This window comes from Sphingomonas sp. LR55, from assembly GCF_036856015.1.
Taxonomy (GTDB): Bacteria; Pseudomonadota; Alphaproteobacteria; order Sphingomonadales; family Sphingomonadaceae; genus Sphingomonas.
On record NZ_JASPFO010000001.1, the window covers coordinates 2,491,535 to 2,505,241 of the forward strand.

General features: G+C 68.8%; 10 protein-coding genes, 1 tRNA gene, 2 pseudogenes and 1 riboswitch. Of the genes and pseudogenes, 7 read left to right on the forward strand and 6 right to left on the reverse strand.

What is annotated here, in order from left to right; translation table 11 throughout:
• Positions 1–15: 15 nt before the first annotated feature.
• A riboswitch (cobalamin riboswitch) is annotated at positions 16–213 on the reverse strand.
• Between the two features lie 319 nt (positions 214–532).
• From QP181_RS11855 to cpdR, 3 genes are all read right to left on the reverse strand, one after another.
• The gene (locus QP181_RS11855) at positions 533–2,614 is read right to left on the reverse strand and encodes a TonB-dependent receptor (protein ID WP_333929620.1); all 2,082 of its coding nucleotides are present in this window, start codon (positions 2,612–2,614) and stop codon (positions 533–535) included.
• A 94-nt stretch (positions 2,615–2,708) separates the two neighbouring features.
• A tRNA-Val gene (locus tag QP181_RS11860) sits at positions 2,709–2,783 on the reverse strand.
• Positions 2,784–2,827: 44 nt separating this feature from the next.
• On the reverse strand, positions 2,828–3,205 hold the full coding sequence (gene cpdR / locus QP181_RS11865) for a cell cycle two-component system response regulator CpdR (RefSeq protein WP_055881295.1): 378 nt from the start codon (positions 3,203–3,205) through the stop codon (positions 2,828–2,830).
• Between the two features lie 135 nt (positions 3,206–3,340).
• Between cpdR and QP181_RS11870 the strand changes: the two genes are divergently transcribed.
• Positions 3,341–4,180 carry an N-formylglutamate amidohydrolase gene (locus tag QP181_RS11870; RefSeq protein WP_333928637.1) on the forward strand — a complete coding sequence of 280 codons (840 nt, stop codon included), beginning with the start codon at positions 3,341–3,343 and terminating at the stop codon, positions 4,178–4,180.
• Between the two features lie 29 nt (positions 4,181–4,209).
• Here the strand turns inward: QP181_RS11870 and QP181_RS11875 are convergent, their stop codons facing one another.
• From QP181_RS11875 to QP181_RS11885, 3 genes and pseudogenes are all read right to left on the reverse strand, one after another.
• The gene (locus QP181_RS11875; RefSeq protein WP_333928638.1) at positions 4,210–5,151 is read right to left on the reverse strand and encodes a TRCF domain-containing protein; all 942 of its coding nucleotides are present in this window, start codon (positions 5,149–5,151) and stop codon (positions 4,210–4,212) included.
• Between the two features lie 208 nt (positions 5,152–5,359).
• Positions 5,360–6,607 (reverse strand): annotated as a pseudogene (locus tag QP181_RS11880) (DEAD/DEAH box helicase); the annotation flags it as partial.
• The gene (locus QP181_RS11885) at positions 6,532–7,374 is read right to left on the reverse strand and encodes a hypothetical protein (protein ID WP_333928639.1); all 843 of its coding nucleotides are present in this window, start codon (positions 7,372–7,374) and stop codon (positions 6,532–6,534) included. The pseudogene QP181_RS11880 and the gene QP181_RS11885, both read right to left, overlap by 76 nt.
• A 208-nt stretch (positions 7,375–7,582) precedes the next feature.
• Between QP181_RS11885 and QP181_RS11890 the strand changes: the two genes are divergently transcribed.
• The 6 genes and pseudogenes from QP181_RS11890 (at position 7,583) to QP181_RS11915 (ending at position 13,707) form a co-directional block, all read left to right on the forward strand.
• Positions 7,583–8,446, forward strand: a complete 864-nt coding sequence (locus tag QP181_RS11890; RefSeq protein WP_333928640.1) for a 2-dehydro-3-deoxygalactonokinase — start codon at positions 7,583–7,585, stop codon at positions 8,444–8,446.
• Positions 8,443–9,078: a 2-dehydro-3-deoxy-6-phosphogalactonate aldolase gene (locus QP181_RS11895; protein WP_333928641.1), complete on the forward strand. Its 636-nt coding sequence runs from the start codon at positions 8,443–8,445 to the stop codon at positions 9,076–9,078. Before QP181_RS11890 ends, QP181_RS11895 begins: the two co-directional genes overlap by 4 nt.
• Positions 9,079–9,504: 426 nt before the next feature.
• A pseudogene (locus QP181_RS11900) lies at positions 9,505–10,625 on the forward strand (8-amino-7-oxononanoate synthase).
• The gene (bioD, locus tag QP181_RS11905) at positions 10,622–11,239 is read left to right on the forward strand and encodes a dethiobiotin synthase (RefSeq protein WP_333928642.1); all 618 of its coding nucleotides are present in this window, start codon (positions 10,622–10,624) and stop codon (positions 11,237–11,239) included. Before QP181_RS11900 ends, bioD begins: the two are co-directional and overlap by 4 nt.
• Positions 11,236–12,495, forward strand: coding sequence for an adenosylmethionine--8-amino-7-oxononanoate transaminase (locus tag QP181_RS11910; RefSeq protein ID WP_333928643.1), 1,260 nt, complete (start codon positions 11,236–11,238; stop codon positions 12,493–12,495). Before bioD ends, QP181_RS11910 begins: the two co-directional genes overlap by 4 nt.
• A gap of 93 nt (positions 12,496–12,588) precedes the next feature.
• Positions 12,589–13,707 (forward strand): extracellular catalytic domain type 1 short-chain-length polyhydroxyalkanoate depolymerase, encoded by a 1,119-nt coding sequence (locus QP181_RS11915; protein WP_333928644.1) that lies wholly within the window; start codon positions 12,589–12,591, stop codon positions 13,705–13,707.

Consider the following 13,707-nt stretch of genomic DNA (forward strand, 5'->3'; position numbering starts at 1 on the left):
ACACCCGCCCGCGCAGTGGATCGACCGTGAGAGGCAGGTCTCCTGGCTTCCGGGTCGCCGCGCCCACCCCGCCTTCCCAGGTCGAAACCCAGTGGCATATCGGGGTGGCCGCTATCCGGTCACAGTTGCGGGTACAGCGCCGGTCTTGCGGATTCCCGCGCACCGACTTCCCTTTTGATCCCGTCGCCGGGAACCCTTCACGGGAGTGGCATTAGTCGCACGCCAGACACGGGTCAACGCGGGGGATAAGGAGCATCGACCCGCGATAGCACGCGCTGGCGGTAAAGCTGGCTCACCGTCTATCGCACCACCCCGGCGGAGGCCGGGGCCCAGTTGGGTAACGTCGCTAACGGAGCGCGGTCCTTCGTTACTACGACCTTGCCAACTGGGCCCCGGCCTCCGCCGGGGTGGTGGCGTATTGGTCAGAACGTCGCTTACCCTTCCTTGTTCTCCCGCGAAGGCGGGAGCCCAGACTGGGTCCCCGCCTTCGCGGGGAAACACGCTGTCTCCGTTTTCCTTGGTAGGGAGGATATCACCGCCCGCCGTAACGCAGCCCTACCCAGATCGTCCGCGGCGTTGCGCGTTCGACGATGTTCGCGCCGCTGATCCCTGCCTCGACGCGCTCGTTGAATAGATTTTCCCCGCGTAGTTCGGCGACAAGCGAGCGCAGGATCGGCAGCGCGGCATAGGCATCCAGCGTCGTCGCGGCCCCAAGCACCCGCGTATTCTGGTCGTCGTCATACTGCCGGCCGACATGACGCACGGTCAGCGACAGCGCCGCCGAGTCGTGCCGCCAGTCGACCGTCCCCGACATCTGGTCGCGCGGGGTCTGCGCCGGTCGCAATCCGTCCAGAGCGGCGGTGATCCCCGAACCCTCGACCTTCGAGTTCGTGTGCGACCACGATGCTTGCACGCCCAGCGGACCCGGTCGATACGACGCATCCAGTTCGAAGCCATGCGCGCGGATCGCATCGAGGTTCTGGCGGACGCGGTAGGTGGCGACCCCCGGCAGCACCTGCGGCGGGTTGGTCGTCGTGACGTTGGCAATCGCGTCCTTCAACCGGTTGTAGAAATAGGTCGCGGCGATGCTCACGCCCGGTGCCGGCGTCAGCGTGACGCCTCCCTCGACCCCGGTCAGCCGCTCCGGCGATAGCAAGGCGTTCGCCGCGGTCGCATCATTGCCTACACGGAACGGCCGGTACAGTTCGTTGAGCGTCGGCAATCGCCATCCGCGATAGCCGGCGGCCCGCAGCGTGATCGCCTCGACCGGCTGGTACGCCACGCCCGCCCGCCCAGTCGTCTCGCTGCCGTCGCGGTCTGCATAGCGCAGGTTGGTCAGCGCCGCGCCGGTCGCGAGCGGCCGTTCCGTCAGATAGCCGCCATCGATCGACCACCAATCGACCCGCCCGCCAAGGCTGAACGTAAAGTCGCCCGCGGCGAGGCTTCCATCGGCGAACACGCCGGTCGTCGTCGTACTCCCGCCAGCTTCCCGCCGCCGCGTCGGCGCCGCGTTGACGAACGTATAGAGCTCCTGCGTCTTGCCGCTCACGTCGCGGATATCCGCCCCCAGCCTGAGCGTGATGCTCTCGCCCAGCGGCGGCGCGATCTCGATCCGCCCGCCAAGCCCGGTGGCGGGCGTATTATACTGGTTCAGCGACTGGATCGCGGTCGTCCGTGCGGCATTGATGCTGTTGAAGCTGCTCGCGAACGCGCGCGTCTGCAGATACGCCAGCGCAGAATAGCCCCAACGCCCGCGCCCGATCAGCCGGATGCTCGCATCCGCCCCCTCGCTCTTGTTACCGGTGAAGTCGCTCCCCCGGTCGCGCCGATCGGTGAACGCGCTCGCATTCATCTGCAATTCGGTCTTCGCGCCGATCCCGACGACGGTCCGCAATGCGCCCGACGCCTGCTCGTACGGCGCGGCGCGATCGACGATCCCGCGGCTCTCCGCGACGGTCGGCGTAAACCCGTCCCCGCGCGCGTACGCCCCCGACACGGTCGCGAACCCCGACCCGCGCACCAGCGCCGCCGAGCCCTGCGCATCGACCGAATCGCGGCTGCCATAGGCGACGCTGCCCTGGAACGGCGTCAGGTCGTCAGGCGTCGCGCTCTCCAGTTCGACCGTCCCGGCCAGCGCGCCCGGTCCCTGATAGCCGCTGCCACCGCCGCGCGTCACGCGGATGCGCCCGAGCCGCCCCGTCGCATAGGCCGGGAATGCGACCCAGCCGCCGAACGGATCCGCCTGCGGCACGCCGTCGAAGATCAGCAGCGCGCGACTGGAGGCGTTGCCGCCGATCCCGCGTAGCGAAATCCCCTGGCTGGTCGGGTTGGCACTGCGCGAATCCGAGCGGCGAAACTGCTGCAACCCGGCGACGTCGGCCAGCACGCTCTCCAGCCGATTGCTCGCATTCGCCTGGATCCGGTGGCGCTCGATCGTGACGATCGAATAGGCGCGGTCGCCGGGCGCATCCGCCAATCCGCGCCCGGTCACGACGATCTCGACCGGACTGTCGGCGGCGGGCGGCGGCACGTCGGACTGCGCAAGCACGGCGCCAGGCGACAGCAGGGCGCTGGATGACAGGATAGCGGCGGCGAAAATCGAGAAGCGGATCATCCGTGCCGCATGACAGCTTTTCACGATACCGGAAGGTCGGAAACGCCCAGACAGCAAAAAGCCCCGCTAACCCGGAGGTTAGCGGGGCTTTCTATGGTGGGCGTGGCAAGGATTGAACTTGCGACCCCTGCGATGTCAACACAGTGCTCTACCACTGAGCTACACGCCCGCCGGAGCGCTCCACTAGCCGCGCTTATCGCGGGGTGCAAGCGCTCAATGCATGCCGGTGACATTATCCATCTCGAACAGCCGATCGACCTCGGCGACCAGGTCGCGCAGGTGAAACGGCTTCGACAGGACGCGGGCCTGCGGCATCGCGCGCCCGGCCTTCAGGGTGACCGCCGCAAAGCCGGTAATGAACATCACGCGCAGGTCCTTGCACATCTCGCCGGCTTTCTGCGCCAGTTCGATCCCGTCCATCTCGGGCATCACGATATCGGTGAGCAGCAGGTCGAACGTCTCGGTCTCGAGCAGCGGAATCGCCGCGGTCCCGCGGTCTACGGCGGTGACGGCATACCCAGAGCGCTCGAGCGCCCGCGTCAGATATTCGCGCATGACCTGATCGTCCTCGGCCAGCAGAATTCGCAACATCGATCTAAAGTCCTGTTTTCACGCGTACATTGACGCGCTTTCCCTACGCGCAAAGTGGTTAACATTTCCAGATCGATTGCCCGTTCCGACGCGTCGCCCTAGCGTGCTTGCCATGTCATCGCCCCCTTCGAGCGCTTGCCCCCTTTCGAACACCAAGATACCGCGCCGCCGACCAGCCCGGTCGTGATCTCCGTACCCCATGCCGGACGCGACTATCCGCTCTCGCTCAAGACCGCGTTGCGCGTGCCGTTGGCGGCGCTGCTGCCGCTCGAGGACCGGCTGGTCGATGCGGTGGCACGGAGCGCGCGGACGGATCAGGCGATGATCATCCAGCGTCGCGCACGTGCCTGGATCGATCTCAACCGCGGTGAGGACGAACGCGACGCCCAACTCGACGAAGGCGCGCGATCGATCCCGCCCGCGCAGCAGTCCGCCAAATTGCGCAGCGGCCTTGGCTTGGTGCCGCGCCGCGTCTCGGGCGCCGGCGACCTGTGGGCGCGCCGCTTCACCGATGCCGAAGTGACCGCGCGGATCGTCGACGACCACCGGCCCTATCACGCAGCGGTCGCAGCCGCGTTGCAGGCGGCGTATGCGCGGTTCGGCGTGGCGGTGCTGCTCGACGTGCATTCGATGCCCCCGCTCGGCCCTGGTGGAACGCGGATCGTGCTCGGCGACCGGTTCGGCCATGCCGCCGCGCCACGCTTCGTCGACCGCGCCGAAACGGTCTGCACAGCGCATGGCTTTTCGGTCGCGCGCAACACGCCCTATGCGGGTGGACATATCCTCGAACGCCATGCCCGCCCCGATCTGGGCATCCACGCGATCCAGCTCGAGCTCGACCGCACCATCTATCTCGATCGCAAGCTGCATGCACCGGGTGCCGGTTTCGCGCGGGTGGTGGATATGGTGGGCGCGATGCTTGCCGGGCTTGCCGACGAGGCCCTTTCGACACCGCTTGCCGCGGCGGCCGAATAAGCCTCGCCTGATCCCAACTGGTAGGCCGATCAGTCGGTCAACGCATCGAGCAACGCCTCGACCTGCGCGGCGCGCTCGACCGGATCCGCCACCGCCCGTTGCGCGATCCAGCGACCGTTCTTCTCGACCAGATCCTCAAGCGGCGCGTCGGCGCGTCGGTCGTTCGGGGTGAACGCGATCGCGGCAGGACCGGCGTCGATCCGCCGGATACCCGCAACACAGGCGCGCAACCGTATCCGCGCCAGCAACAGCAGCCGACGCGCCGAATCGGGTACCACACCGAAGCGATCCTCCAGCTCCGCTTCGAACTGGTCGAGCGCCGCGACGTCCTCCAGCCGTGCCAACCGCCCGTAGAGCGACAGGCGCACCTCCTCCTCGGGTATCCAGGTGTCGGGCAGGCTGCCGCCAACCCCGAGGTGCAGGTCGGGTACCCAGTCGTCGACCGCCTCCCCCCGCGCCAGCCGCAACGCACGGCCAAACAGATGCTGGTACAGGTCGATCCCGATCAGCTTCATATGCCCCGCCTGTGCCTCGCCGACGAGGTCGCCCGCACCGCGCAGGTCGAGATCGCGTGCGCTGATCGCGAAGCCTGCGCCGAGCCGGTCGAACGCCTGCAACGTCCGCAGCCGCTTGAGCGTCGCCTCGGCGATCGTAGCATCGCCGTCGGTCAACAGCATCACCTGCCCGCGTCGCCCGCCGCGCCCGACCCGGCCACGCAACTGGTGGAGTTGCGACAGGCCGAACCGGTCGGCGTGATGGACGATCATCGTGTTGGCGCGCGGCACGTCGAGCCCCGCCTCGATGATGTTGGTGGCGAGCAGCACATCGCCGTCGCCGGCCGCAAAGCCGACCATCGCCTCGTCGATCTCGGCTGCGGGCATCTTGCCATGCGCCTGGACGAGCCCGAGTTCGGGCACCAGCTTGGCGAGCTTTGCGGCGAGCGGCGCCATGTCGTCGATCCGCGGCACCACGACGAAGCTCTGCCCGCCGCGCGCGTTCGCGCCGAAGCGCAGCGCGGACGGTGGCATCGTCGAAGCTGGCGACCGCGGTGCGGATCGGCTGGCGGCGCGCGGGCGGGGTGGCGATCACCGACATGCCCTGAAGCCCGATCATCGCCGATTGCAGCGTCCGCGGGATCGGCGTCGCGCTGAGCGTCAGCACGTGACCGGCCCCGAGCGCATGCAGCTTGGCCTTGTCGGCCGCCCCGAACCGCTGCTCCTCGTCGATCACGACCAGCGCGAGATCCTTATAGGCGACTCCCTTGCCGGCGATCGCCCCGGTGCCGATGACGACGCCGATCGAACCATCCGCGAGCCCCGCCTTCACGCGGGCCTTCTCCGCCGTGCTCGACAGGCGGGACAGCCCGGCAACGGTGATGCCGGTCCCTTCGAAGCGCCGCGCGAAGGTCTCGATATGCTGCCGCACGAGCACGGTCGTCGGCGCGGCGATCGCGACCTGTCGGCCCGACAAGGCAACCGCGGCGGCTGCCCGCAAGGCGATCTCGGTCTTGCCGTAGCCGACATCGCCGATCACCAGACGGTCCATCGGCTTGCCGCTGGCCAGGTCCGCCAGCGTGGTCGTGATCGCGCGCGCCTGATCGGGCGTTTCGGTGAACGCGAAGCCGGCGGCGAAGCGTTCATAGGCCGCGGGGTCGGGGACGATCGGGTCGGTGGTGCGCGCCGCGCGCTCCGCCGCGATCGCCGCAAGATCACGCGCGCTTTCGGCGATCGCCGCATCGATCGCGCCACGTCGCTTCTGCCACGACGAACCGTCCAGCGCGTCGAGAGTCACGGCGTCGGCATCCGCGCCATAGCGCCAGATCCGGTCGGCTTCCGCCACTGGCACGAGGCGGCGACCGTCCTTGGCATAGCCCAGCACGATCGCGTCGCCGCCCGCGTCGGGCAGCGCCTCAAGCCCGCGGACGATGCCGATACCGAACTCCTCGTGGACCACGACGTCGCCGCACCGCAATTCGCTCGACAGGCCGGCCAGCGCGCCAAGGCCGCTTGCGCCGATCTCGTCGCCGCGGGCGCGGCCGCCGAGCAGGTCGGCGCCCGCGATGACGGTGACGCCGGGCGCCACGAAGCCGCGGTCGATCGGCGCGACCAGCAGCATCGCGCTGCCCGGCTTGGCCGCGGCGACGTCCGACCATCGCTCGATCGCCGTGAACGCGATCTTGGTACGATGCTCGAGCCGCGGCTGGAGGAACCGCAGGTCGCGCGGCGAGCCGACCAGCACGAGGCGCGAGATCGGCAAGCACGTCGCGCGCAAGCTTGGCAAACGCGCGGGCGGGATCGCGGTGCTCGACGAAACGGGGCGACGGCGCGTCGCCCGGATCGATCGCGACCATGTCACGCTTGGCGACCGCCGCGTCCCATGACCGGGTCGCAACCAGATCGGCACTGGCTTTGCGACGCGGCAGGCCATCGGCGGCAAGATCCATAAACCGCGCGCCGGCGATCGACGCCGGGGTCGCACGCGATCGCCGCGTCGGGGAGATGCGCGAGGAGGGCGACCCCCTTCTCGACCACGGGCTCGGTCGCGCGGCCAACCTCGATACAGGCGATATCGGCCGATCCCAATTGCGAGACGGGATCATATTCGCGCAACGCGGTGATCCGGCCCTCGGCAAATTCGATACGGACGGGGGTCGCACGATCGGCGGGAAAAATGTCGATGACGTTGCCGCGCACCGCGATCTCGCCCGGCTCGTCGATCCGATCGTCGACGATGTAACCGATCTCAGCTGCGGTCGCCGCGAACGCCTCGACGTCGATCGCATCGCCTACCGTGAGCCGGGGCGGGGCGGCGTCGAACATCGCCGGCTCAGGGTAGCGTACGGCGGTCGCCTCCGCGGTGGTCACCAGCAGGACCGGCCCGGTATCGCCCAAGGTCGCCGCGCGCACGCGACGCAAGGCCGCCACGCGCAATCCGACATTGGCCGGCGACGCGGGCGCGTCGTCACCGGGCAAGGCATCGCTCGACGGCAACTGGACGACCACCGCGTCGGGCACCAGCGCCGTGGCGATCGCCGCAATATCGGTCGCGCGCTGATCATCCAGCGCGACGTAGACAAGATCACCCTGTGCGAGCCGATCGGCGATTGCCGCCGCGATCGCCGCAGGGGGCGCTGCAAGGGGCGCGGCCGGTATGATGCCGGTTTCGGTCTCGGCCTGACGGCTGGTTTGAAGCACACGCATTCCTCTCGCTGGTCCGAACTGAACGAGACGCATCGACGCGTGTTCCTGCGACGCTATCCTCGATCAGTGCGTTTGCCGATGGGTGTCACCGATGCGTGTCGCTGTCGGGGTGCTCAACGCGGTCGGTGCTGGACATCAAAGATTTGTCGTATAATTCCGACGATCAATACCGTTGCATCGCGACGGGAGTGAGGTGGCGAACATGACGTCTTTCATCGCGGTCGACTGGGGCACCTCGAACCGCCGCGCGTTCCGGATCGAGGCAGGGCTCGTCATTGCCTCGGAACGCGACGATCGCGGCGCAGCGACGGTCGCGCCTGCGGACTATGCGGCCGAGGTCATGGGCATCCGTGACCGGCTTGGCGACCTGCCGATCCTCCTCGCGGGGATGGTCGGATCGACCATTGGCTGGCGTAGCGTACCGTATGTCGCCGCACCCGCCGGGCTCGCCGAGATTGCCGCCGCGCTCCACTGGATCGACGAGCGGACCGCGATCGTACCGGGGCTGTCGTACCGCGACGGGCTGCATGCCGACGTGATGCGCGGCGAAGAGGTGCAGTTGCTCGGCGCGGTCGCTGCCGGGCTGGTGCCCGCCGACGCACTGCTGTGCCAGCCCGGCACGCACTGCAAATGGGCGACGATCGAAGCGGGCGCGATCACCCGCTTCACCACCGCGATGACCGGCGAACTCTTCGCGCTGTTGCGGACACACGGCATCCTCGCCAGCCAGCTCGGCCATCCGGTCGAACCCGGTGCAGCGTTCCGCGACGGCGTCACGGAGGGCGCGAAACGCGATCTGGCCGCCAGCCTGTTCGCGATCCGCGCGCGCGGCGTGCTCGGGATCGCCGACGACGCGCATGCCGCGTCGTTCGCGAGCGGTCTGCTGATCGGGGCGGATACCGCCGCGCGGATCGAGCGCGGCACGACGGTGCACATCCTCGCCGACCCGGCCCTCGGCGCACTCTATGCCGATGCGATCGATGCGCTCGGCGGCACGTCGCACCATATCGACAGTCAGGCCGCGTTCGTCGCCGGCATCACCCGCATCCAGGATCTTGCAGCATGACCACGCACCGCCAAGCTTTCGACGACGCCTTCGCGAAGTGCCCGCTGATCGCGATTTTGCGCGGGGTCAAACCGGAGGAGGTCGAGGCGATCGGCGAGGCGCTGGTCGAGGCCGGCTTCACGATCCTCGAAGTGCCGATGAACTCGCCTGAGCCGCTTGACAGCATCGCTCGCCTCGCGCGCACGCTGAAGGGCCGCGCGGTCGTCGGGGCGGGCACGGTGTTGTGTGTCGAGGATGTGGAGGCAGTCGGCGCGGCCGGCGGCACGCTGATCATCGCGCCCAACGCGAATGTGCGCGTGATCGCGGCGGCGGCGGAGCGCGGCTATGTCGCGCTCCCCGGCATCGCCACGCCGACCGAGGCGTTCGCGGCGCTGGAAGCGGGCGCCGCGGCGCTGAAACTGTTCCCCGCCGAAGCCGCCAGCCCCGCCGTTCTGAAGGCGATGCGCGCCGTCCTCCCCAAGGATACGCGCGTTCTGCCGGTCGGTGGCGTCGTGCCGGAGATCATGGCCGAGTGGCGCAAGGCGGGGGCCGCTGGCTTCGGTCTGGGCTCGGCGCTGTACGCGCCGGGGATGACCGCGGCGGACGTCGGCGCGCGGGCGCGTGGGTTTATGGCGGCGTTGAAGGCGGAGTAGCGCCGTACCGGTTGGCGTCGCTGAAACTGGGCGTAGCATACGCTAGGCCGCGCACACCCGTCCGTCACCCCAGCGAAGGCTGGGGTCTCCCGGTTCGGGTCTCCCGCGCGACAACAGGGATACCCCAGCTTTCGCTGGGGTGACGGAGGGGGCGACCGATTGGAGCTCACGATCGACCCGCTATCGTCTTCGCAGCGCGTTGGATTTAGGGCGGTGCAGCGCCGCACCGGTCGAGCTGGGCACAGCGTACGCTAGGCCGCGCACCCCCGTTCGTCGCCCCAGCGAAAGCTGGGGTCTCCCGGTTCGGGTCTCCCGCGCGACAACAGGGATACCCCAGCTTTCGCTGGGGTGACGGAGGGGCAACCGATTGGAGCTCACGATCGACCCGCTATCGTCTTCGCAGCGCGTTGGGTTTAGGGCGGCGCGATGATGTTCGCCGACCAGGACCGAGACCTCGCCACGCTGGCCGCCGCCGACCGCTATCGATCGCTCCGCCCGCGCACCGGCATCGACTTCGCCTCGAACGACTATCTTGGGCTCGCCGGGTCGGACCGCCTGCGCGCCGCGATGATCGAAGCCTTGTCGAGGGGCGTACCGGTCGGCTCGGGCGGCTCGCGGCTTTGCGCGGCAACGCGCCCGAGCATGAAACGCTGGAAGCGGACGCCGCGCGGTTCTTCGGGACCGAGGCGGCATTGTTCTTTGCCAGCGGCTACATCGCCAACACGATCCTGTTCGCGACATTGCCCCAGCGCGGCGACCTGATCGTCCACGACGCACTGATCCATGCCAGTGCGCATGAAGGCATGCGTCTCGCACGGGCAACCTGCGTTAGCGCGGCGCATAATGATGCCGATGCGTTCGAAGATGCGATTACCGCATGGCGTGCGACGGGTGGCACGGGCCGCGTATGGATCGCGGTCGAGAGCCTCTACAGCATGGACGGCGACCGCGCGCCGCTCGCCGATCTCGCGCACGTCGCGGACCGCCATGACGCGATCCTGCTGATCGACGAAGCGCATGCGACCGGCGTGTTCGGCACCGATGGCCGTGGTCTCGCCGAAGGACTCGACGGGCGCGCGAACGTCATCACCCTGCGGACCAGCGGCAAGGCGCTCGGCTGCGAGGGCGCGCTGTTGTGCGGGCCGGCGGTGATGCGCGAATTCATCGTCAATCGCGGCCGCGGGTTCATCTTCTCGACCGCACCGTCGCCGCTGATGGCGCTGGCGGTCGGTGAGGCGTTGCGGATCATGGCCGACGAACCCGCGCGGCGGGACCAGTTGTGGGGCCTGATCGCGACGGCGGAGCGCGTGCTGGCGCCGCACGGTGTCGTGGCGACCGGGTCGCAGATCCTGCCACTGCTGCTGGGCGACGCAGCGCGGACGATGCGTGTCGCGAGCGCGATCCAGGCGGCGGGGTTCGACGTCCGCGGCATACGGCCGCCGACCGTGCCCGAGGGTACGTCGCGGTTGCGGATTTCGTTGACGCTGAACGCGACGGCGGCAGATATCGCGGCTTTGGGAACTGTATTGGGAGAGGCGCTGCAATGACGATCGTGGTCACCGGAACGGACACGGATATCGGCAAGACGGTGTTCGCTGCGGGCCTGACCGCGGCACTCGGTGCGCGCTATTGGAAGCCCGTGCAGGCCGGGCTCGCGGACGGCAGCGATACGGCTTCGGTCGTGACCCTGGGCGTTCCCGCAGACCACGTCCTCCCCGAAGCCTACCGGCTGACCACGCCGTGCTCGCCGCATCTCGCCGCAGAGATCGATGATGTGACGATCGATCCCGAGCGGCTAACGCTTCCCGGAGTCGATGGCCCGCTGGTGGTCGAGGGTGCGGGCGGCGTGATGGTGCCGGTCACGCGCGACCTGATCTTCGCCGACCTGTTCGCGCGCTGGGGCAAGCCGGTGGTGCTCGTCGCGCGCACGGGGCTCGGCACGATCAACCACAGCCTGTTGTCGATCGAGGCGTTGCGCAGCCGCGGCGTACCGATCCTCGGCATCGCCTTCGTCGGCGACGCGGTCGAGGACAGCGAGGCGACGATCGCCGCACTCGGCAAGGTCCGGAGGCTCGGCCGCCTGCCCCGCCTCGATCCGCTCAACGCCGCGACGCTGGCCGCGGCGTTCGCCGCGAACTTCCACCTGGAGGCGTTCCGGTGAGCGCCTCCCCCGTCTGGCATCCGTTCACGCAGCACGGCCTGCGCGAGCCGATCCCGCTCGTCACGCATGCCGAGGGCGCCGCGCTCTACACCTCGGATGGCCGGCGGATCGTCGATGCGATCTCGTCCTGGTGGGTGACCACGCATGGCCATGCCAACCCGAAGATCATGGCGGCGATCGCGGAGCAGGCGGGCAAGCTCGACCAGATCATCTTCGCCGGCTGGACGCACCAGCCTGCCGAGGACCTCGCGCGCGGACTGACCGCGATCATGCCGCCGGAGCTGACGCGCGTGTTCTTCTCGGACTCCGGGTCGACCAGCGTCGAGTGCGCGCTGAAGATGGCCCTCGGCTACTGGCTCGATCGCGGCGAGGACCGCCACCGCATCCTTGTGCTCGAACACGGCTATCACGGCGACACGATCGGCGCGATGTCGGTCGGCGCACGCGGCGTGTTCAACCGGGCGTACGAGCCTCTGCTGTTCGATGTCGGCACGATCCCCTTCCCTGCCGCCGGGCTCGAACAAGTGACGCTCGACGCGCTTGAGAAAGCCTGCGCCGCGCACCCGGCCGCGTTCATCGTCGAGCCGCTGCTGCTCGGCGCGGGCGGCATGCACATCTATTCCGCGCACATCCTCGCCGAGATGCGGCGGATCTGCGCTGCGCACGACGTGCTGTTCATCGCCGACGAGGTGATGACCGGCTGGGGCCGCACCGGCACGTTGCTCGCCTGCGAACAGGCGGGCGTGGTGCCCGATATCCTGTGCCTGTCGAAAGGGTTGACCGGCGGCGCGATCCCGCTCGCGGTGACAATGGCGACCGAGGCGATCTACCAGGCGCATTACGGGACCGACCGCGCGCGGATGTTCTTCCACTCGTCGAGTTACACCGCCAACCCGATCGCCTGCGCCGCCGCCAACGCGAATCTGGCGATCTGGCGCGAAGAACCCGTGCGCGAGCGGATCGCCGATCTCGCCGCACGTCAGGCCACGCGACTGGGCACACTCGCCGAGCATCCGCGGATCGCCAACGCGCGCCAGATCGGCACCATCACCGCGGTCGAGCTGCGCGGCGAAGACGGCTATCTGTCGCAGATCGGCCCCCGCCTGCTTGCGTTCTTCGGAGAGCGTGACCTGCTGCTCCGGCCGCTCGGCAACACCGTCTACGTCATGCCGCCCTATTGCATCGACGATGCCGATCTCGACCGGATCTACGCGGCGATCGGCGAGGCGTGCGACGTGCTGGGGCAAGACTCCTGACGTTTTTGCTGCGGTGCAGCAACAAATGATGTACGTCCCACGTTGAGATAAGATCGCGGCCGAGTACGCCTTGCGACGAAAGGCTCGATTGACGTGAGAAACATCGCCGACACCATCGCCCGCATGGCCCGCGCCGGGGCTCCCGCGCCGCGCACCACGGCGCCCAGCCGCCTGACGCCGTTGGTCGAGTTCGGGACCAATCCGGGGGCCTTGCTCGGGTACGCCTATGTGCCCGCCGGCCTTCCTGCGAACGCGCCGTTGGTCGTCGTCCTGCACGGCTGCACGCAGACCGCGGCGGGCTATGATCACGGGTCGGGCTGGTCGCAGCTTGCCGATCGCGCCGGCTTCGCGCTGCTGTTTCCCGAGCAGACGCGCGCGAACAATCCCAATCTCTGCTTCAACTGGTTCGCGTCCGAAGATACCGCACAAGCCGGCGGTGAAGCCGAATCGATCGCGCAGATGACCGAGACGATGATCGCACGCCACGGCCTCGATCGCAGCCGCGTGTACGTTACCGGGCTGTCGGCGGGCGGAGCTATGACGGTTGCGATGCTCGCCACGCGACCCGACCTGTTCGCGGGCGGCGCGGCGATCGGCGGGCTGGCGTACGGCACCGCGACCGGCGTGTCGCAGGCGCTCGACCGGATGCGCGGGCATGGCGATACGAGCGATACGGCTTTGATCGACAAGGTTCGCAGCGGCGCGCGCGGCCATGACGGAGCGTGGCCGACGCTGGCGATCTGGCACGGCGGCGCCGACGCGACGGTCAGCGTGGCGAATGCGGACACGATCGCGCGGCAATGGCGCGGTGTCCACGGCATCGATGCGAACGCGGTGCGCACAGAGCGCGTCGGCACTGCCGTCCACCGGATCTGGTCGGACGCACAGGGGCGCGACGTAGTCGAGGACTGGACCGTGCCGGGCATGGGTCACGGCACGCCGATCGATCCGTCGCGCGGCGAGCGTCTGGGCACCGCGGGGCCGTTCATGCTGGATGTCGGGATTTCGAGCACGGCGGTGATCGCCAAGTCCTGGGGGCTGGTTGCGGCGGTGAAGGCGGAGACTGCGGCAAAGTCAGTGCCGATCGAACGCGTCGCGAAGATCGCGATACCGGTCTCGTCGAAGCCCGCGCCGAAGCCTCGGCCTGAGGCCCCCGCCGGTATCCAGGCAACGATCGAGAACGCCCTCCGCGCTGCCGGGCTGATGCGGTAG